At 67.3% G+C, this 19,574-nt stretch carries 14 protein-coding genes, 1 tRNA gene and 1 pseudogene; 5 read left to right on the top strand and 11 right to left on the bottom strand.

Translation table 11 applies throughout. The features are described from left to right. Window positions 1-15: 15 nt before the first annotated feature. The 6 genes from BQ8008_RS04160 to BQ8008_RS04135 form a co-directional block, all read right to left on the bottom strand. Window positions 16-333, bottom strand: coding sequence for a DNA primase (locus BQ8008_RS04160; protein ID WP_108832926.1), 318 nt, complete (start codon window positions 331-333; stop codon window positions 16-18). A gap of 76 nt (window positions 334-409) precedes the next feature. Continuing rightward, window positions 410-1,510 (bottom strand): NAD(P)/FAD-dependent oxidoreductase, encoded by a 1,101-nt coding sequence (locus BQ8008_RS04155; RefSeq protein WP_108832925.1) that lies wholly within the window; start codon window positions 1,508-1,510, stop codon window positions 410-412. A 47-nt stretch (window positions 1,511-1,557) separates the two neighbouring features. Next, on the bottom strand, window positions 1,558-3,609 hold the full coding sequence (locus BQ8008_RS04150; protein WP_108832924.1) for a M3 family metallopeptidase: 2,052 nt from the start codon (window positions 3,607-3,609) through the stop codon (window positions 1,558-1,560). Window positions 3,610-3,670: 61 nt separating this feature from the next. Beyond that, the gene (locus BQ8008_RS04145) at window positions 3,671-4,237 is read right to left on the bottom strand and encodes a TetR/AcrR family transcriptional regulator (RefSeq protein WP_108832923.1); all 567 of its coding nucleotides are present in this window, start codon (window positions 4,235-4,237) and stop codon (window positions 3,671-3,673) included. Continuing rightward, window positions 4,129-5,754, bottom strand: coding sequence for an MFS transporter (locus BQ8008_RS04140; RefSeq protein ID WP_234415221.1), 1,626 nt, complete (start codon window positions 5,752-5,754; stop codon window positions 4,129-4,131). Before BQ8008_RS04140 ends, BQ8008_RS04145 begins: the two co-directional genes overlap by 109 nt. Before the next feature lie 47 nt (window positions 5,755-5,801). Next, window positions 5,802-6,947: a bifunctional GNAT family N-acetyltransferase/nucleoside triphosphate pyrophosphohydrolase family protein gene (locus BQ8008_RS04135; protein ID WP_108832922.1), complete on the bottom strand. Its 1,146-nt coding sequence runs from the start codon at window positions 6,945-6,947 to the stop codon at window positions 5,802-5,804. Between the two features lie 117 nt (window positions 6,948-7,064). On the opposite strand from BQ8008_RS04135, the gene BQ8008_RS13610 reads away from it, so the two are divergent. Beyond that, window positions 7,065-7,637 carry a hypothetical protein gene (locus tag BQ8008_RS13610; RefSeq protein ID WP_234415220.1) on the top strand — a complete coding sequence of 191 codons (573 nt, stop codon included), beginning with the start codon at window positions 7,065-7,067 and terminating at the stop codon, window positions 7,635-7,637. A gap of 17 nt (window positions 7,638-7,654) precedes the next feature. Then, the gene (locus BQ8008_RS13605; RefSeq protein ID WP_234415219.1) at window positions 7,655-8,479 is read left to right on the top strand and encodes a hypothetical protein; all 825 of its coding nucleotides are present in this window, start codon (window positions 7,655-7,657) and stop codon (window positions 8,477-8,479) included. Window positions 8,480-8,482: 3 nt separating this feature from the next. On the opposite strand, the gene BQ8008_RS04125 is transcribed toward BQ8008_RS13605, so the two are convergent. Further along, a complete protein-coding gene (locus BQ8008_RS04125) occupies window positions 8,483-9,742 on the bottom strand; it encodes an MFS transporter (RefSeq protein ID WP_234415218.1) in 1,260 nt (419 codons plus the stop codon). A 190-nt stretch (window positions 9,743-9,932) separates the two neighbouring features. Between BQ8008_RS04125 and BQ8008_RS04120 the strand changes: the two genes are divergently transcribed. After that, window positions 9,933-10,469, top strand: coding sequence for a DUF805 domain-containing protein (locus BQ8008_RS04120; RefSeq protein WP_108832921.1), 537 nt, complete (start codon window positions 9,933-9,935; stop codon window positions 10,467-10,469). A 280-nt stretch (window positions 10,470-10,749) separates the two neighbouring features. Continuing rightward, a pseudogene (locus BQ8008_RS14105) lies at window positions 10,750-11,255 on the top strand (DUF805 domain-containing protein). Between the two features lie 64 nt (window positions 11,256-11,319). On the opposite strand, the gene BQ8008_RS04110 reads toward BQ8008_RS14105, so the two are convergent. Beyond that, a tRNA-Leu gene (locus BQ8008_RS04110) sits at window positions 11,320-11,410 on the bottom strand. 113 nt (window positions 11,411-11,523) lie between these two features. After that, window positions 11,524-12,438, bottom strand: a complete 915-nt coding sequence (locus tag BQ8008_RS04105; RefSeq protein ID WP_108832920.1) for a D-hexose-6-phosphate mutarotase — start codon at window positions 12,436-12,438, stop codon at window positions 11,524-11,526. A gap of 69 nt (window positions 12,439-12,507) precedes the next feature. Between BQ8008_RS04105 and BQ8008_RS04100 the strand changes: the two genes are divergently transcribed. Then, window positions 12,508-13,953, top strand: a complete 1,446-nt coding sequence (locus BQ8008_RS04100) for an AI-2E family transporter (protein WP_108832919.1) — start codon at window positions 12,508-12,510, stop codon at window positions 13,951-13,953. A 12-nt stretch (window positions 13,954-13,965) separates the two neighbouring features. On the opposite strand, the gene BQ8008_RS04095 is transcribed toward BQ8008_RS04100, so the two are convergent. Together BQ8008_RS04095 and BQ8008_RS04090 are read right to left on the bottom strand one after the other, a co-directional pair. Beyond that, entirely contained in the window at window positions 13,966-17,364 is a 3,399-nt protein-coding gene (locus BQ8008_RS04095) for an error-prone DNA polymerase (RefSeq protein WP_108832918.1), read from the bottom strand. Window positions 17,365-17,387: 23 nt separating this feature from the next. Next, window positions 17,388-19,382, bottom strand: coding sequence for an HNH endonuclease signature motif containing protein (locus BQ8008_RS04090; protein WP_234415217.1), 1,995 nt, complete (start codon window positions 19,380-19,382; stop codon window positions 17,388-17,390). Window positions 19,383-19,574: the final 192 nt, after the last annotated feature.

The raw sequence follows: 19,574 nt of genomic DNA, 5'->3' as shown, positions 1-19,574 counted from the left end.
CCGAGAGGACTTCAGTCAGTCCTCGTCGTCGTAGTCCTCGTCCTCATCGTCGCCGTCATCGTCGTAGTCCTCGTCCTTATCGTCGTCGTAGTCCTCGCCGTCATCGTCGTAGTCCTCATCCTCATCATCGCCGTCGGAGTCGAAGGCCTCGAAGGGCAGCTCGATGCCGTAGGCGGTGAACAGCGAGTCGTCGTAGGTGAAGAAGGCGTCCTGGAGGGCGTTCTCGGCCGCGACCACGGCCGGGGAGAGCTCGTCACCGGTCGCGGCAGCATCCAGGTGCGCCTCGAAGGCGGCAATGAGTCGGTTGAGCGCGGACCGCGGGTCGTTCGTCATGTGGGACACACTACCGGTTCTCCCCCGCCCGGCGCACAGGTGGGCAGCAATGCCTGGGGAGGGCGTTGCGCCGTGATCACGCGTCCCGCTCGACTCCCAGCTCCTTGCGGATGAAGCCCAGGAAGAGATCCTCCCCCTTGATCCTGCTGGTCTCCTCAGGTCCGACGACGACTCGCACGCCGTCGCGCAGGATCTGGGAGGCTCCACCGCCGGGCCCAAGGGGCAGGATGATCCGCTCGGTCCCGGGTGTGTAGGTGGTACTGGGCTCCCGGCCCGCGATGAGGTCGGCAATGTTGCTGGCCACGACTCGGGCGTGGGCCCGGGCGGCGTCGGCGCGCTTGGACTCGCGCACGTCGGTGATGTCGCCGATGGCCCATACGCCGGGGTGGTCCACCACCCGCAGGTAGTCGTCGACACGGATCGTGCCGTCGTAGTGGCGCACCTCGTCGTAGTCCTCGCTGAGGAATCCGGTGGCAGCCGCCGAGCCGTAGGCGCGGAACCACATGTCCACCTCCAGCTGACGCCCGCCCTGGGTGGTGACCCGGAAGGGTGAGAGCACGCCGACGTCGACCGGGGGCAGGAAGCTGAGGGAGTCACCGGTGATGATCTCCACGCCGCGCTGGGTGAGCTGGTCGGAGATGGCCTCGCGGACCTCCGGCTTGTAGTCACCGGCGGGCAGGATCCTATCGGCGGCCTCCAGCATGGTCACCTTGATGTCCGGGAAGACCGAGGTGATCTCTCCGGCCAGCTCGATGCCGACCGCGCCGGCTCCCACGATGAGCACTCGCGAGGACTGTTCGAGGTTGGCGTGAACACGTTCGATGCGGGCCTTGGCGACGACGGAGGAGGACTCCATGTGCTTGGCCGGGAAGGGGTAGGCGGTCCCGGTGGCCAGCACCAGGTAGTCGGCCTCGATCGGCCCATGCCCGGTGACCTCCACGGTGGTGCCGCGAACGGCCAGCGCCGTGCCGTGAATGACGCGCCCGTTGGTCAGGAGCCGGTCGTAGGGCAGGAAGATCTTCTCCGCCCAGTCCCGGTCGACCACCGCCCGCAGCGCTGCGGCGTGGCTGACGAAGGTGTCCTTCTGCTCCACGAGGGTGACCTCGGCGATGTCATCGAGGGCCTTGGCGACGGTGATGCCGCCATACCCACCGCCAACGATGGTGACGCGAGCCATAGTGTGTTCCTTCCGGTGATGAGAGGTGAAGACGCGGACCGTGTCCGTCAGGTGAGTCCGCGGCGCTTGAGAAGGGGCAGGATGCTGGGGTCGCGCCCGGTGAAGGCGCGGTAGGAGGTCGAGGCGTCCCGGGAGTCGCCGCGAGCGAGGAACTCTCGGCGGAACGTGTCTCCGGCCTTGCGGTTCAGGCCGAGGTCACCGCCGATCGCGCCGTCGGTGGTGAACCACGCGATGGCATCAGCGTCCATGACCTCGCTCCAGATGTAGGCGTAGTAGGCGGCGCTGTAGCCGCCGGCGAAGATGTGGGAGAAGTAGGTGGTGCGATAGCGTGGGGGGACGAGCGCGTCGTTGACACCGGCAGCGGCCAGGGCCCGATGCTCAAACTCCTCCACCTCGCGGATGTCCCCCGGGACCTCTCCCGGTGCCAAGGTGTGCCAGGCCTGATCGAGCAGGGCCGCCCCCAGGTACTCGGTGGTGGCGTATCCCTGACCGAAGGAGCCCTGGCCGCGCAGCTGCTTGGCCAGATCAGTGGGCAGGGGCCCGCCGCTGTCCACGTGACGGGCGTAGCTGGAGAGCACCTCGGGATGAAGTGCCCACTTCTCGTTGAGCTGGCTGGGAAACTCGACAACGTCACGAGGCACGGCGGTCCCGAAGGCAGAGGGGTAGCGCGTCTCGGACAGCAGGGCGTGCAGGGCGTGCCCGAACTCGTGGAAGCAGGTGATGACCTCGTCCCAGGTCAGCAGTGCCGGCCCGGAGGTTGGCTGCTCGATGTTGCAGCAGTTGATGACGACCGGCCTGCGACCGGTGAGGGTAGAGCCGGTGACGAGACTGTCCATCCAGGCGCCTCCGGACTTGCCCGCCCTGGCGTAGTAGTCGCCGACGAAGAGCCCCAGAACCGGCGCCTCCGGGCCCTCGCCGTCATGCACCTCCCAGACTCGTACACCGGGGGCGTACATGTGCTCGGCCAGGTCCTCACGCTCGTGGAAGGTGATGCCATAGAGACGGTTCGCAGCGTAGAAGACTCCGTTGACGACGACGCTCCACAGCTCCAAGTAAGGGGCCAGGACCTCGTCGTCGACGCCGAAGCGGTCCTTGCGCTCAGCGGCCTCGTAAAAGGGCCAGTCGGCGGGGCCGAAGGTCTCACCCTCCTGGGTCTCAGGGTCGTTCTCCATACGGGCGGCATAGATCTGGGCATCGCGTCGGGCGTTGGCCATGGCGGGCGGTGTGAGGCGGGCCAGCATCTCGCGGACCGCGTCGGTGGTCCTGGCCGCCGACTCCGCCGCCACGAGGGCGGCGTGGTGCGGATAGCCCAGGAGGGCAGCTCGTTCGGCGCGCAGTACCGCGAGCTCCAGGACGATGTCCCGAGTATCGCCGGCGCCGTCATGTCCGCCCAGTCCCCGGTTCATGGACCTGTCCAGGAGGGAGAGCCGGGCGGCATGGGGACGGGTGGTGGCCAGGGCGGGTGTCACCGTGACGTTAGAGACCTCAGCGGCATGCATGGCCTCGGTGACCAGGATGGAGAAACGCATCTTGAGCGCGTTGACGCGGGCGTTGATCTCCTTGAGGGCGTCAGTCTCCGACTCGTCCAGGCCAACGCCGTTGCGTTCGAACTCCTCAACGGTCAGGCGGATGAGACGGGCGGTCTCGGCGTCGATGACGGCGCCGTCGGCGTCGCGCGTCTCCTCGCCGTCGGGTGCTGCAGCGACGAGGTCATCGAGCGTCTTGAAGCGCTCATAGAGGCGCGAGTCGAGATGGTAGGCGTCGGAGTGCGCCGCCAGCTCCGGGGCGAGCACCTCCTCGAGCTCATCGAGGTCCGGGCAGTCAGTGGCGGAGGTCAGGGCGTCCAGTACTGTCAGCGCCCGCTCCAGCAGCTCACCGGATCGTTCCAGGGCGTTGACGGTGTTGGCGATCGTGGGTTCGGCCTCGTTGGTGGCAATCGCCTCCCACTCCCGGCGCTCGGCAGCCATCCCGGCACGGATGGCCGGTTCGATATCGGCGTGGTCCACGGCCGTGAAGCCGGGCAGACCCAGGTCGAGCGGCCATGGCCTGGCGAAGACGTTCGACTCCGGGAGGTCGGTGCCGTCGGTGGTCTCGCTCATGGGCCCATCGTGCCACGAGCCGGGGGCTTCTCAAGCACAACGTGCAGAAAATTGTGGGTCATTAGTCCCTATCGGACGGCTTGAAGAGCTTCTGGTCGGGCCGGTTTCCTGCCACCAGGGACACGATGAGATCGGCAATGGCGGGCTCATCGGGGTCCTGGTTACGGCTGTCGACGGCGCGGTTCGCCCACCATCCATCCACGGCCAGCAGTGCCACGCGTTGCATCGGGGTGAGCTCGGGTGCCTCTCCGACCCACTCGTCACGCAGCACTTCCCAGGCATTCTTGATCATCTCGGCCTCCGCCGTGGTCGAGAGCATGAAGCTGACCTCACCAGGCAGGATCGCACCGTCGATGACGGAGCGGGCCAGAGCCTCAATGCGCTCGGAGCGGCTCGCCTCCTCCACGGGCTTTCCCAGTGCCTCCAGGGCCTCGGCCCACCAACGCTCCTGGAAGGCTGCGGCGATACCCTCCAGGAGCTCGGTCTTGGTACGGAAGTGGTAGATGATCCCGCCACGGGTCAGCCCGACGTGCTCGGCCAGGGCGTCGAAGGTGAGGGCATCGAACCCGTTGCGATGGGCGAGCTCGAGCGCCCCGGTGATAATGCGGTCCCGCTTCGAGGTTCGCATGAGACCTCCTCACTCGTTTCACTCGTGGCTGGAACGTGCCGTGCGGCCATGACGCCGGCAACCAGGAGGATACCGGCGGCAATAGCGGCCGTGGCCTGCATGGCATGAGTGAAGGAGGTCTGGGCATGTGCCATCAGCTGGGCCTGCGCGGGCGCAGTACGATCGATGGCGCCAGACAGGGTCGCCAGCGACTGCTCAGCGGCGTCGACCACCTGGCTCGGAAGACCCGAGGGGGCAGACCCGAGCAGAAGTCGGTAGCCGACGTCCTGGATCGTTCCCAGCACCGCGATGCCTAGGGCAACGCCGAGCTCGAAGCCGGTCTCGGAGATGGCGGAGGCTGCTCCGGCCCGGTCCGCCGGCACCGATCCCAGGACCGCGTCGGTAGAGACCGTGAAGGCCAGGCCGACGCCAGCACCGATGATGAGCAGACCGATGCATATCACGACAATCCCGCCGTAGGACTCTCCCACGGCAACGACAAGGAGGCCCACTGCTGCCAGAATCAGACCGCCTCCGAGCGCCCGTCCGTTTCCGAGTCGGCGTACCACCGCGGCCACGACCGCGATAACGACGATGGAGGCCAGCGACGTGGGGAGCTCGGTCAGACCCGCTTGGAGCGTGGAGTAGCCCCGGACGAGCTGCAGGTACTGGGAGAAGAAGTACAGCAGACCGGCCAGGGAGAAGATCGCCAGCACGGTGGCGATGATCGCCCAGGTGAATGCGGGGCGTCTGAAGAGCTCGACGTCGATCAGCGGTGTGGCCAGCGTGCGCTGGCGCCTTAGGAAGACCCATCCGGCACCGAGGCCCGCGAGCAGGGCAGCCACGGCGAGGGCCGTCAGACCGTTGTGGGCGAAGGACTTGACGGCGTAGACGATCGGCACGATCGCCAGGACGGACAGGATCGCGGAGACCATGTCCACCGGGGCTCCCTGATCGTTCTTCGACTCGGGCAGGAGCCACAGGCCGGTGATGATGACGGCCGCCATCACGGGGACGTTGATGAGGAAGACGCTGCCCCACCAGAAGTGCTCGAGCAGGGCCCCACCGACCAATGGCCCCAGGGCGGCGCCGCCGGAGCTGCCGGCCGACCAGATCGCGATGGCGGTGGCACGATGATGAGCATCGGGGAAGATGTTGCGGATGAGGGACAGGGTGGAGGGCATGATCGTGGCTCCTCCAACACCCAGCAGGGCACGGGCGGCGATGAGCGCACCCGCGCTCGGCGCGAAGGCCGCCATGACGCTGGCCGCCCCGAAACCGAGGGTCCCGATGAGCAGGAGGCGTCGCCGACCGATGCGGTCGGCGACGTTGCCCATCGTGACCAGCAGGCCGGCCAGGGTGAAGGAGTAGATGTCACCGATCCACAGCAGCTGACTGGCCGTCGGCCCCAGGTCCGCGCTCAGCGAGGGAATCGCAAGCGCCAGCACCGTCGAGTCGATGGCCAGCAGGGTCACAGCAAGGGTCAGGACGGCCAGTGCCGCCCAGGCACGGAGTCCAGGAGAACGAGTCACGACCATAACTGTACTATACGTACAGTCAAGTTACGGCGATGATGGCTCTCTTCTCAGCACAGACGCCGGCGGCGGAGCACCTCGGCCACGTCCGGTGCGAAGTAACCCGGACCTTTGAGGACCTTGCCGTCCTCGCGATAGATCGGCTTGCCGTCGGCCCCCAGCTTGGACATGTTGGAGCGCTGAACCTCTGCGAGCACGGCCGGCAGGTCGATCCCGGTCTCCAGGGCCATGCCGTAGATGACGTAGACGAGGTCCGCCAGCGCATCAGCAGCCTCGACGGTGTCACGAGTACCGTCGTCGACGGCCACGGCGCGGCGGTAGCCCGACTCGGCCTCGGTGCGGGCCGCTTGCCCATAGACGGCGCCAACGAGCTCGACGAACTCCTCGGCGATGAGGCTCATGCGCATGTGCAGGCTCTTGCGCTCAAGGCTGGCGCCGTCGGTCTGCACGGGAAGTCCGTAGACGTGGTGGAAGCGCCGCACGAGGGCCTCGGGGTCGTCGCCTTCACGCTCTCCGACGCCGTCGTGCGCCACTAGCGGCAGTGAAGCCGCCTCCGCGCTGACGGGACCGTCCCAGGGCGCTTGCGGCTCGCGAGGGTCGTCGGGAAGCAGGGTGGCGACCCATCCGTCGCGGAGCCGGCCGTCATTGAGCAGGAGACGGCGCACCTGCCCCTCTCGCTGGAAGCCGAGCGACCAGGCGACCTTCCAGGAGGCCCAGTTGGGCACCGGGCCGCGGCTTGAGTCATGGATGTCGCAGCGCCACCGCAGCGCGGACAGGCTCAGGGGGCCGTCCGGGTCGAAGGCCGTTTCAATGAGGGCGGCGACGGCGCGGGTCATAGTGCCGCGCCCTCGCGCAGCAGCGGTGAGCCAGTAGCCGATCTCTCCCGTTCGAGCATCCTCAGGGCCACTCAGGGTGATGCCGAGCATTCCCACGAAGGTCGAGGAGGCTCCGTCGTCGCCGGCCTCACGAACCGCCCACGTGAGCTCGCGCCCCTCACTCCAGCCGTTGGTCACGATCTGCTCGACGAACGCCTGAGCGTCGCTGCGCTGATAGCCGCGGGGGATGAAGGTCCACTCCTGAATGTCGGCCTCCTGGCAGATCTCGGCGATGCGGTCGATGTCGTCGCCGGTCGGGACCGACAGAACAAGTGCGGGCAGACCAGCATCCGCGGGAACGGTCATCTCAAAGGAGTCCATGGAGGAGGATGCTAGCGCCCCTCCCCTGGCTCACTCTTGACGAGACCCTCACAATCCTCTCCCAGGTCATTTCACGGGCCTATGCTCGAGGGCAGTACCCCGACGAGAAGAGCCTAAGTGACTACCGCCCCCGCACCTGAAAGCCGACACCACGGTCCCGCGATCCCCCGTTGGAAGCTGCCCTCGGCACGAGTGGGCAGGCAGGGTGACGTCATCACCGTCGAGCAGAGAGTTCCCGCCCGCGTCGTCAGAGTCGAACAGCACAGCTACGGCGTGGACAACGCCGGCGAAACGGGCGTGGCAAGGCCTCACGACACGGTTTCCTCCCCACTGAGACCTTCTCCGTACCGGACCAGGCGAGTCCCCTACTACGAGTCCGGTCTGACGTCGGTCAGCACTCTCCCCCTGGTGCGCGAGCGTCTCACCGTCCCGGCATCTGTCGCTAACGAGCAGCACGTCCGCCAGGTGATCGATACCGCAATCAGCTCCTACGATCCTGGATCCGCTGCACTTTCGGCCCAGGTCAGCTCCGGCGCAGTCCGCCACGTGGTGCAGGGGCTCCTCGGCCTCGTCATCGTGACTGTCGCCATCTTCATCGCGGTGCGGATCCAGCTGGCCTTCTCCAGCTCCGGCTGGCCTTCTCCAGCTCCCCGGCTCCCGCTGGATTCGATCCGCGCAGCATCTTCCTGATCCCGATCACCATCCTCATGCTGATCGGAGTGCTTCTGGCCAGTGCCAACCTCCGCCGGGCCTGGATACTGCGAACTCCCCCGTTTGTCGCAGAGGAGCAGTGGGGGCTGCTTCGCACAGTCCTGACCCAGATGTCCGGGCAGGAGCCCGGCTCGTCGCGTCCTCTGGACATTGAGGCTGGGCGGCGACGGGACCTCATCACTCATCCGGGCGGTGGCACCGTTGCACGCGGCGCTACCCGTGACGGCCGTATGGGGCCGACCTGGCCGGATCCCTCAGACATCAGCAGACTTCATCGAGAGGCACGGGGCCGAGCCGCCAAGGGAGCAGTCATCTTCGCCTGCTTCCTGGGTCTCGGCTCCTTGGTCATCGGATCGTTCGTGCGCCTTGGTGTACTACCTCTTCTTCCCTTCGTGCTCCTGGGCTCAGGAATCGCCGCTGTCGTCATCATCGGATCGATGCGAGTGTGCGACCGGATGCTGCTGGCTCACCCCGCCACGATTCCCGGAGAGGAGCAGCCCTACCGCCTGCTGGTCGAGGACATTGACGTGGCGAGTCTTGACCCCTGGTGCGCGGCACGACGCCGCGAGGACAATTGGCGTGTTGCGGCAGCGGCGTTCTGGCCACTGATGACTGTCGGTTTCCTGCTTGCCTTCTACTCCTTCGCCCACTTCAAGACGGCGGCGATGTTCGACTCCTCGTCCCCAGAGCCGCAGCTACCTCTCGCTTCCTCCGTCATCGTGTTGCTGACGATCGCGCTGGCACTGGTGATCGTTGTCCTCGGGCATCTCTGGGCCCGACGGCGTGATGCTGAACGTCGCCGTCGAGCAGGACTCCTCTGAGTCTTAGGAGGCTCTTGCCTCAGCGGGCCGGCGTCGCAGGACCGGCCAGCAGGTGACCATGACGAGACCTCCCAGCAGGCCGTAGGCCAGGGCTACCCACAACCCGTGGTCATCGGCGAGCCAGCCGACAACCGGTGGCGCCAGAAGTCCCGTGAGGCGGGCGAGCCAGGACACGATGGTCAGGCCCAGCCCAGGAGGAAGCCCTTCGATGTCGTCGGCCGCGGAATAGGTCACGGGCACGGCGACGGCGCAGCCGGCCCCGGAGATGGCCATCCCGATCAGTGTTCCGGCGACGGAGGAGAGCAGGAGTGCGATGCTCATGCCAAGGGTTACCAGGGCTCCGCCCCAGGCGATGACGGCTCGCTGACCGACGGCGTCGATGATCCGGTCCCCTACCAGACGCCCCACGATCATCGTCCCCTGGAGCGCCACGAGTCCCAGCCCCACACGGCCGGCGGTAGCGCCCTGCTCGGACAGGAGCAGGGACGACCAGTTCATGGCCACGTCCTCGGGGAACATAGAGTCGGCGCACAGCAGGCCGACGACGCCGAGGACGAGGATCGTCACTGGGAGCGAGCGACGCGACGAGACAGTCGGTGGCGCCTCGCGGGAGTCGTCGAAGGCGCCGACCTGATCGGGAGCGCGCTCAGCGGAGTCATGACCGGGCAGGAACCAGCCCACGAGCAGGGGGCCCACCGAAATGACCAGAAGCACCATCGCCGTGAGCGTCATATGGGTCCCCAACCCCACGCCGGCTCCGGCCATGGCTTGCCCCATGGCCGCGCCCAGGACCGCCCCCAGTGACCAGGAGGCGTGGAAGCTCGTCACGATGGAAGCGCCCCAGCGGCGCTGGACGCGCAGGCCGTGCGCATTCTGGGCGACGTCGACGATGGCGTCTGTCCCGCCCATGACCAGGAGACAGGCCGCCAGAACGATCCACGAGCGGGCCAGACCTGCGCCGAGGAGCGCCAGTGCGACCACGAGCATGCCCAGGCTGGCGACCCTCGCCGAGGTCAGACGGGAGATGAGCCAGGATGCAGCCAACCCCGCCACGAGGGCACCGACACTGGCCGCGGCCACGGCCTGCCCGAAGGCCGCCTTGCTCAGGCCCAGTTGCTCCACGATCTCAGGGAATCGCGGAACCAGGTTGGCGAAGCCCAAGCCATTGGCCAGGAACACCAGGTACACCGCGGCTCGGGCTCGAAGCAGCTCGGGACCGCGCCGCGGTCTCAGACGGCTGTGCAGCGGGATGGCGGGTAGCACCGGACCAGATTACCGGCGAGTCATGAGAATCTCGGGAAGTACTGCCCATGACAAATGTGGGCACTGGGATGGCGTCAGCAACGTCATGCGCCTAGGCTGGCACAGGCAGAGCGATTTTGCGACACAAGAGTTGTTGGCTCTTGCCACGCATGCCCACGATTCCCCCGACCGCATCTCATATGGAGGATGAATGTCTTACGGAAGCGTCCCCAACCCGAACCCTACCGGCCAGGCCCCCTACGGCGCCCCTCAACAGTTCGGGGCCCCTGCCCTGAGCCCCGATGTCGCCCCGCTCCCCGGCGCGTCCGTCGGCGAGGCCATCAAGCGCTACTTCCAGCGCTACGCCCAGTTCCGCGGCTACGCCTCCCGCTCGGAGTACTGGTGGCCGTGGTTGGTCAATACCATCATCGGCTTCATCTTTTCCCTCTTCACGGTGATCCCGATGATGACCGCCATGTCCGAGGCTATCGAAGCAGCCCAGAACGGCGACCCCTCGATGACCCCCGTGTATCCCGCCAGTTTCTACGTCATGTCCGGCATCGCCTCGCTTTATGGTCTCGCGGTTCTCTTGCCGAACCTCTCTTCCTTGGTGCGGCGCCTGCACGACACTGGCAAGTCAGGATTCTGGTTCTTCATCGGGTGGCTGCCGATCATCGGGCCGATCTGGCTGTTGGTTCTTCTCGCGTCAGAGTCACGCCCCGACCTCTACCGCCCCGAGTGGAACTGACTTCACCTCCAGCGAGTATGACGTGATCCCCGCAACCTTGAGGTTGCGGGGATCACGTTTTAATAGCTCGCATACGAGAACTCATTGTTTCTGCCATGAAATTGCGGGAAGGCAAGAGGAAGAACTCACCATATCGGCATGCGCCGTCAAGATGACAGGGGCGAACTCTGCCTCTAGGCTTTCTCCGCCACGCTGACCCAGGCACGGCATCAGTATTTCCCTCGAGGCGTGCTGGACGCGGATTGCTCCTCACCGCCTCTCAGTCTCACTTGGAGGATTCATGTCCTACGCAAGTGGCCCTGCGCCCTATGGCGGCCAGGTGCCCTACGGCGCCCCCAACCAGTTCGGCTTCGGGGCTCCATCCCTGACCCCTGACATCGCCCCCTTCCGGGGGCGAGCTTCGGCGAGGCCGTCAAGCGCTTCTTCCAGCGCTACGCCCAGTTCCGCGGCTACGCCTCGCGTTCGGAGTTCTGGTGGTCCTTCCTGTTCATAGTCGTCAGTCTCTTCGCTCTGTATCTCGTGTTCGGCGTTGGCATCGCAGCACTGATCGCTAACGACGCCTCCGATGCCTCAGCAGGATTTTTCGGCATTCTCACGATAGGAATCATAGGTATCTTCGGGCTAGCAACTCTCCTCCCCCGCCTCGCCGTCATGGTGCGGCGGCTACACGACACAGGAAAATCCGGCTTGTGGGTTCTCTTCGTCCTCTTTGGACTAGACATCGTGCCGCTCATCCTGTGCTGCTTCGAGTCCCGCCCGGACCTCTACCGCCCAGAGTGGAGCTGACTCATCCTCCTCGCGGAAATGACATGATCCCCGGAACCTCAAGGTTCCGGGGATCATGTGTCGGTGGTGTCCGAGGGGGGACTTGAACCCCCACGCCCGTTTAATAAGGCACTAGCACCTCAAGCTAGCGCGTCTACCTATTCCGCCACTCGGACTTGTGTTGTCTCCGCCGTCTCTCAGCGGCTCCGCTGGAGACTCGCTCCGGCGACGCAGAGAAACTTAGCACGACGGCGGCCGAGGCCACCAAACTACCCCTGAGTGCTTCCCATCACATCCCACTGTTCTCAACGCTGAGGGTCACCTGCATGGACCAGCTCGCCCCGGGCTCGATGGTGGGGGCATGCTCGCGCACGGCTCCAGCCTCGACGCAGACCATGGTCGGGAATTCGTCGTCGGCCATGTCCGGCATGGGGACGCTGTAGGTGGACCAGGGGTTCCACACGATGGTGGAGGGGGCGTTGCGCTTGTCGATGTGGATCGTGCGCTGGTGTCCGGGGTCGGTCACCGTGACCGGTGCGGCGGAGTCGTAGATGCGGTCCACGGGACCGGAGATCTTGACGTCGCCCGTCTGGACACACCGGCTTTCCTGGGGGGTGCGCGCCAGATTGTCACTGTAGGAGGCACCGTCGAGTCCGCTGATAAGGCTGGCGGTGACATCCTGAACCAGAAGGTAGGTGTGAGCGGCGGCCTCCACCGTGCGGGGTTCGGTCCCCTCGTTGCGCAGACTCAGCCCCACACGCAGGGTCTCGCCGACCTCCACCTCGTAGAGCGCGGTCAGGCGGTCACGACTGACGGATAGGAGGGCTCGGACACCGCCGTCGTCAGTGCTGGTAACAGTTCGCAACTGCCAGGGGGCGATGCGTGCCCAACCGTGCTTCGGAACGGCGTCTCCGTTGATGCCCACTCCGAACTCGGGCAGGCACAGAGGAATTCCTCCACGAATGGCGGTCGTGCCGTCAAAGACCGCCTGCCGCGAGGTGAAGATGACCTCCGACCCGCCGCGCGGCACCCACGAGGTCATGGTGGCGCCGTGAAGGTAGATCTCCGCAGCACCGGCCGGGGCGTCGATGAGGAGCCGCGGCTGCCCTCCCGCCCCCGGTCCGAGCGCGGCGGTGCGGGGTAGACGCACCGGGCTCGTCGTCGCAATGGAGTGAGTCGGATTGCTGACATTCGGGACGGTCATGGGGCCACGCTAGTAGGCTGTCCGTGTTTCGTCAGCCCGATGACCAGTGAAGGACTGAACGCTTACCCCATGGCAACCACCAGTTCCCCATCAGAGGGCACATCTGCTGAGGCTCCCGACTCCTCCAAGATCCCCGGCTCCCCTGAGCCGGCTCAGTCAGCCGGCTCAGAAAGGAGATCGTCCCAGCTTCTGAGCAGTAGTGGCCTCCTGGGGCGGCTCAAGAACGCTCGCACGGCACTGGACCGAGGGATCGACTGGGCGGAGAGACGCAGACAGGCGGACCGCGACTACCACCTGCACTGGGAACCCGACCCGGACGATACTGCGGCAACGACCCCGGCCACTCCCCCGGTGTCCACCACCCATGTCCGGGTGGCGCCCTCGCTGTCCTTCCCCGAGACAGTGACGACCCGTTCCTCCGTCATGGACTCCCTGCCCTCCTGGCTGGTGCGCGGCGGCATGGGGGCATGGCTCGGGCTGGGCATCATCATCGTGATCGGCCTCATTTTCTACGCCACCTCGCAAGTGATCCCGGTGTTCATCGGCCTGTTCATGGCGTTGGTGTTCACCTCGATCCTCCAACCGATGGTGAACCTCTTCGCCAGGGTCATGCCCCGCTACCCGGCGACCTTCCTGGCACTGTTGACCGCCATCGGCGCGATTGCGGGACTAGTCACCTACGTGGTGACCTCCGTGACCAGCCAGTGGAACTCCCTGGCCTCCCAGTTCAGTGACGGCCTCGACACGATCATGGACTTCCTGGAGCATGGGCCGTTGCACCTGACGCAACAGCAGGTCTACTACCAGATCCAGGTCTGGTTGCGCCAGGGGCAGCACTACCTGCAGTCCAATGCTCCATCCCTGGCTTCAGAGGTGGTCTCCAACGCGAGCGCCGTCGTCGATGTCCTCACGGTCCTGGCACTGGCCCTGTTCGTGACGATCTTCTTCCTCGCCTCCGGGGGGAAGATGTGGCGCTGGTTCCTCAATGAGCTGCCCGCCACGATGCGCGAGTCGACCCACCGGGCGGCGGGAGCTGGCTGGTACACCTTCGCCGGGTACGCGCGCGGCACCGTGCTGGTGGCACTGACCGACGCCATCATGGCCGGGGTCTTCCTGCAGCTGGTGGGAATCCCGTTGGCGGCGCCTCTTGCGGTACTCGTGTTCATCGGCGCCTTCATCCCGATCATCGGCGCCCCCCTGGCGATGCTCGTGGCCATGGTGGTGGCCCTGGCCTCGGGTGGCCTCATCACCATGATCGTCGTCGGCGTGGGGGTGGCCGGCATCGGCCAGATCGAGGGGCACATTCTCCAGCCCCTCATCATGGGCCGCCAGGTCTCTCTGCACCCGGTCGTGGTGATCATCGGCGTCGCTCTGGGGACCTATGCCTCCGGGCTGCTCGGCGCGATCGTCGCGGTGCCGCTGATCAGCGTGCTCTGGTCCGTCTACTCCGAGCTGCACGTCAAGGACGCTCCGGTCACTGGCGAGCTACCCACGTACTCCTCCAGCAGGGAGTGACGGCTCCGACACTCAGCACCAGTCCCGGCTGCCGGTGACAGGAACTCCGGGGAGAGGCTGGAGATGCTCGGCCATGACGGCGATGACCCCGTCTCCCCTCTCGACCGTACCGCGCACGATGAGCGCGCCGGCGCGCCTACCGATGCTGCGGTAACGACGCCACATGCCGGCTCGGCAGACAACGTTGAGCAGGCCGGTCTCATCCTCCAGATTGAGGAAGATCATGCCGGAGGCCGTGTGAGGCCGCTGCCGGTGGGTGACGACGCCCGCAACCCGAACCCGGCTTCCGTGCTCCTGGTTGGAGAGGTCGGCGGTCGTCAGCACGCCGTCGGCCATCAGTCCGGGACGCAGAGACGTCAAAGGCGAGCCGTGGGTGGATACTCCGGTGAGGTTCAGGTCGGCTGCTTGCTGCTCGCGACTGGTCATGGCCGGCAGGGCCGGGGCGACGGCGCCGACAGCAGTGCCCGGAAGCGTGGGTTGGAACCATGTACCTCGTTCCTGGTGGGAGGCACCGCGGCATTGACCGTGCTCATCGGACAGGACGCCGGCTGCCCACAGGGCCCGACGGCGTTCCACCCCCAGGCTGTCCAGGGCCCCTGAGGCGGCCAGCGCCTCAAGGCGGGAGCGGCTCAGGCGCACACGTCGGGCGAGGTCGGCCAGGTTCCGGTAGGGGCCGTGGGCGCATCTCTCGGTGACGATGGCCTGTGCGGCCCGCGCTCCCAGCCCCCTGATCGGGGCCAGGCCCAAGCGCACCGCAAGGTCGTCGTGGACATCGAGCGGGGACAGGACGGCAGGATGGGGTGTCAGCGGCTCCCACTGATCCGATCGGTCTGCATGCCGGTGGTCTTCCCTCTGCTCGACGGTGGCATGGGCCGGCGAGTAGTTCACGTCTGCGGGCAGGACGCGCACACCGTGGCGGCGCGCGTCGGCCACGAGGGACTGCGGGGACCAGAAGCCCATGGGTTGGGCTGCGAGGACCCCTGCGTAGAAGTCCTCGGGCTTGCGAGCCTTGAGCCAGGCCGAGGCGTAGACCAGGTAGGCGAAGGAGAAGGCGTGGGACTCGGGGAAGCCGAACTCGGCGAAGGACCGCAGTTTGCTGTAGATCTTCTCGGCGGTGGGCTCGTCAATGCCTCGCCCCTTCATACCGGACACGAGCCTGTCGTGGAGGGCCTCCATGCGTTCGATGGATCGTTTGGCTCCCATGGCCTGGCGCAGGGTGTCGGCCTCGGCGGGGCTGAACCCTGCGGCGTCGACGGCGATCTGCATGAGCTGCTCCTGGAAGAGCGGCACCCCCAGGGTCTTGGCCAGGGCGGGCTTGAGGGAGTCGTGCAGGTAGGCGATCTCCTCGCGATCCAGCCTGCGGCGGATGTAGGGGTTGACGGCGTCGCCCTGGATGGGGCCGGGGCGGATGAGGGCGACCTCGACGACGATGTCGTAGAACTCCTGGGGGCGAAGTCGGGGCAGGGTGGCCATCTGGGCGCGCGACTCGACCTGGAAGACCCCGACCGTGTCCGCGGCCGCAAGCAGTCTGTAGACGGCCGGGTCCTCCTCGGGGAGAGTGTGCAGCCCCCAGGGGCGGCCGCTTTGGGACGTGCGCAGCTCCCCTTCCTCGATGACGTCGGGGACGGTCTGGCCCCGCTCGGCCAAGGTGGTGAAAGCCAGGCGTAGGGCGGTGAGCTCCCCAAGGCCTAGGAGGTCGAACTTGACCAGGCCGGCCTCAGCGCAGTCGTCCTTGTCCCATTGGAGGACGGAGCGATTGTCCATGGCGGCCCAGCGCACCGGGCACACCTCGGTGACGGGGCGGCCGCACAGGACCATGCCTCCGGGGTGGACCCCGAGGTGGCGGGGCAGACGCAGCAGATTCTCAGCAATGTCGAGGACCGGCTCGGGAACCTCGTCGCTCTGCCCTGTGAGTCCTCCAGGACGCACCGTGGTCCAACGGTCCATCTGCCTGGCCCAAGTGTCCTGCAGCCCAGAGGGGTGGCCGAGGGCTCGGGCTGCGTCGCGCACGGCAGAGCGGGGACGGTAGGCGATGACGTTGGCGACCTGGGCGGCGCAGTCGCGCCCGTAGCGGGCGTAGACGTGCTGGATGACCTCCTCGCGGCGGCAGGCCTCGATGTCGAGGTCGATGTCCGGGTAGCCGGCTCGCCCCGGGGACAGAAAGCGTTCGAAGAGCATCTTGTGCCGGACGGCGTCGACGGCGGTGATCCCCAGGGCATAGCAGACTGCGGAGTTGGCGGCCGATCCTCTTCCCTGGCACAGGATCCCCGACTGTCTGCAGAACTCGACGATGGAGTGCACGATGAGGAAGTAGCCGGGGAAGCCCAGGGACTCGATGACGTCGAGCTCGTGGTTGAGCACCTCCCAGGCCCGAGGGTGCTCCTGCGGGGTGCCGTAGCGGCGGCTGGCGCCTTGATAGGTGAGCTCGCGCAGCCACGTCGTGGGGGTGTGTCCGGTGGGGACGTCGACGTCGGGCAGGTCCGGGGCGATGAGGGCCAGGTCGAAGGCGAGGTCGGAGGCGAGGTCTGCGGCTAGGTCGACGGCGTCGGGACTGCGTCGGTGGAGCCTGGCCATGTCCCGGGCTCCTCGTAGCCAGCGGCCGATGGCGGGCAGGTGACCGCGGGCTCCTTCCAGGTCGGTGACCAGCCGGGTGGCGGTGAGGACATCGGCGAGGCGGGCGTCGGTGGGGCGGGCGCAGCGCACCGCGCCGGTGGCCACGAGGGGAAGCCGGTGAGCGTGAGCCAGTCGGGTCAGGGTCTCGGTGAGGGCGGCGTCGGTGGGGCCCCCGTCCAGGGTGAGCTCAACGGCCAGCCCCACGGTGGCGTCTCCCTCCACCTGTGTGTCACCGGTAGTGGTGCTGGTTGGGCGGCCGCGGTCGGGAGCGGCGAAGAGCTCGGCGAGGCGGCCCAGGCAGGCATCTGCCGCCGCCAGGTCCCAGGTTCCGGGCCGGCGGGGGTCGCCCAGGGCTCGGCGCAGAGGGCCGTTGGAGGTGCCAGTGAGGACGAGGCAGGTTCCGCAGGCTCCCCCGGTATGGCTGGTGGGGGCGGCGCGGAGGGCCGAGGCGAGAGTGGGCAGGTCATGGGCGGGTTCTCGCCGTTCTCCGGCGTCCAGGTTGTGCTGTGAGATGGCCGAGACCAGTCGGTGGTAGCCGACGGGGTTGCGGGCCAGGACGGGCAGGTGGGAGCCGTCAGCAAGGGTGAGCTCGGTGCCGTGAACAGTGGGCAGACCGTAGGCACGACCCGCCTGAGCATGCTTGACGATGCCGGGAACACCATCGTGATCGGTGAGGGCGAGTGCCTCCAGACCGAGCTCGACGGCAGCCGATGCCAGGTCATCGGGTTCGTTGGCTCCGTCGAGGAAGGAGTATGCGGAGTGGGCGTGCAGCTCGGCATAGCGGTGTCGGCTGGTCATGACTATCAGTGGCACCTGGAGTGTTAGAAGGGTGGGGCTTGGTCGATGAGGGCTGCCAGTCCGAGGGTGTGCCAGGACAGGACCCCGCTGGCCTGGTCTCTGGTGAGGGCCCATCCGGGGGTGTGCTTGAGCCGGTGGTGGGCCTCGCACAAGGTGACGAGGTTGTCCAGGCTGGTGGCCCCGCCCTCACCCCAGGCGGTGAGGTGGTCGATGTCGCAGCGGGAGGCCGGCACCTGGCAGGTGGGGAAGACGCAGGCCCCATCGCGGGCGCGCGCTAGGTCCGCAAGCCCCGCCGGCGGCCGGTACCTGGTGCGGCCGACATCCAGGACGGTGCCGCCCACCGGATCGGTGACCAGGCGCCTCCAGGTCCCGCCGGCGGCCAGCGCCCAGGCAGTCATGGCCGGCACCGCCACCCGCCGCGACCCGATGGAGACGTCCGCGACCTGCGCAGACTCAGCAGGGTCCAGGGCGGACATCCCGGTGGAGAGGGGCTGTCCGGATTCGGGCAGACTCCTGCCGCTGATGGCGGAGAGAGTCCTCCCTCCGAGCTCAGAATCGTCAGTACGCTCACCGCCCCCGGGATCGCCGCTGATGGCGGGGCCATCTCCTGGCGGGCCCAGACCAACCAGGCTGCTCAGAGGGACGGTGACGTTGACATTGATGTGGATGCCCGCCGGTAAGGGGAGGTGGTCGGTGGCTGAGGGGGTCCACCACGGGCTGGTCGATCCCATCAGGCCACTCAATCTGCTCAGAAGCCCTTCCAGGGGCACCCCATCGGGCAGCAGTCTCCCCGGGCCTGCACCCGCCGTGACATCGGTATCCGAGCCGCCTTGGGAAGCACAAGAGCTTGTTGATATCACAGGCAAAGATGCCCGTGCTTGCGAGCTGTCCCCGCCGGTCTGCTCCTCGGCTCGATCACCGGAAACCCCCTGGGCGGGCCGGCTGAAGGCCGCCATCTGGCTGGTGCGCAGCGTGGAGAGGGTCATCGCGGTCAGGGCATCGGCTCGCAGTTGCCCCAGAGTGCGTTGCTCGCCGGCAGCCCGAGCCGAAGCGGCGATCGCATCCAGGGTGGCATCCAGCAGCAGGGCGTCCATGGTCGGCAGCAGCAGGCGGATCTGGGAGACGCCCTCGCCCGCAGGCCGGGGGCGGGAGACGCACCGGCGCTCGGCATTGGCTTGGGCTCGTTCAGCGTGGCCGTCGGGGTCGATCTCCATCAGGGCCCGGTCCAGATCCCGCCCCACCTGCGACACGCTCCGCCCAGGCGCCTGAGGCAGAACCTTGTCCTGAACCGCCAGCGCCACCAGAGTGGGTACGGCTTCCAGGCGACGGGTCACCAGACAGGCCTTCGCTGAATCCAGAACCCCGCAGCGCTCCATCGCCTCGACCGGGGCGAAGCCCATGTTCATGAGGGCCCGACCGTGGTCGACGATCTGACCGGCCCGGGTCCGGGAGACCCCCAGGCGGGCGGAGAGCAGGCAGGTGGCATTGAACCGCCGCTCCTCATAACCCACCACCGGCGAGACCTCACCATGCGGTCCCCACTGGCCCGGGTGACTCGACAGCTCGGCGCACCCGGTCAGGCAGGCCGCCGCCAGGGCCTCGCCCCAGGTGGCCCAGGCCGCCAGGCGGCGGCAGGCCGCGGCCAGCTCCCCCAAGCCCGAGGCCCCCAGGGCCATGAGCTCCGTCGGGACGACCTCCTCCATACCCACCGTCCTGAGCTCTTCGGCGGCGGCCACCAGAGCCGCGTCAGTGCCCGACTCGTTGGTGGACAGGGTTGGCGCTGCATCGCCGTCAGCAGCGGAGCCCTCGTCGTCGGTGTCCCGGACGGTCACCAGCAGACGGGCCAGCAACCCCTCCACCACACCGGCCAGCTCGCTGCCCGCACCCAGGGACACCAGCAAACCGGCCGCATCCTCCACCAGGAACCCAGGCTCCGGCGTCGGCTCCCCGGCAGGCGCGCTCACCCCATCGGCCGCACCACCGGCCGGGTCACGAGGAAGCCCACCACCTTCGAACATATGTACAGCATACACCCATCCCCCACCAACCGCGCGACGAACCAAACCCAGAAAACACCGCGATAACAACGAAAAATCGAGGAATCCGAAACCGCTCCCCCTGTCAGTCCACCCCGACCCGTCGGCGTTCCACGACGCACCAACTTGCGGCCGACGGGACGACAGCAGCGACCGGAAGCCACGCGGTCCCGC

Origin of the sequence: Actinomyces sp. Marseille-P3109 (genome assembly GCF_900323545.1) — a bacterium.
GTDB lineage: Bacteria > Actinomycetota > Actinomycetes > Actinomycetales > Actinomycetaceae > Actinomyces.
The sequence above is the reverse complement of the archived record's forward strand: the minus strand, read 5'-3'. Positions and strand labels throughout refer to the sequence as shown.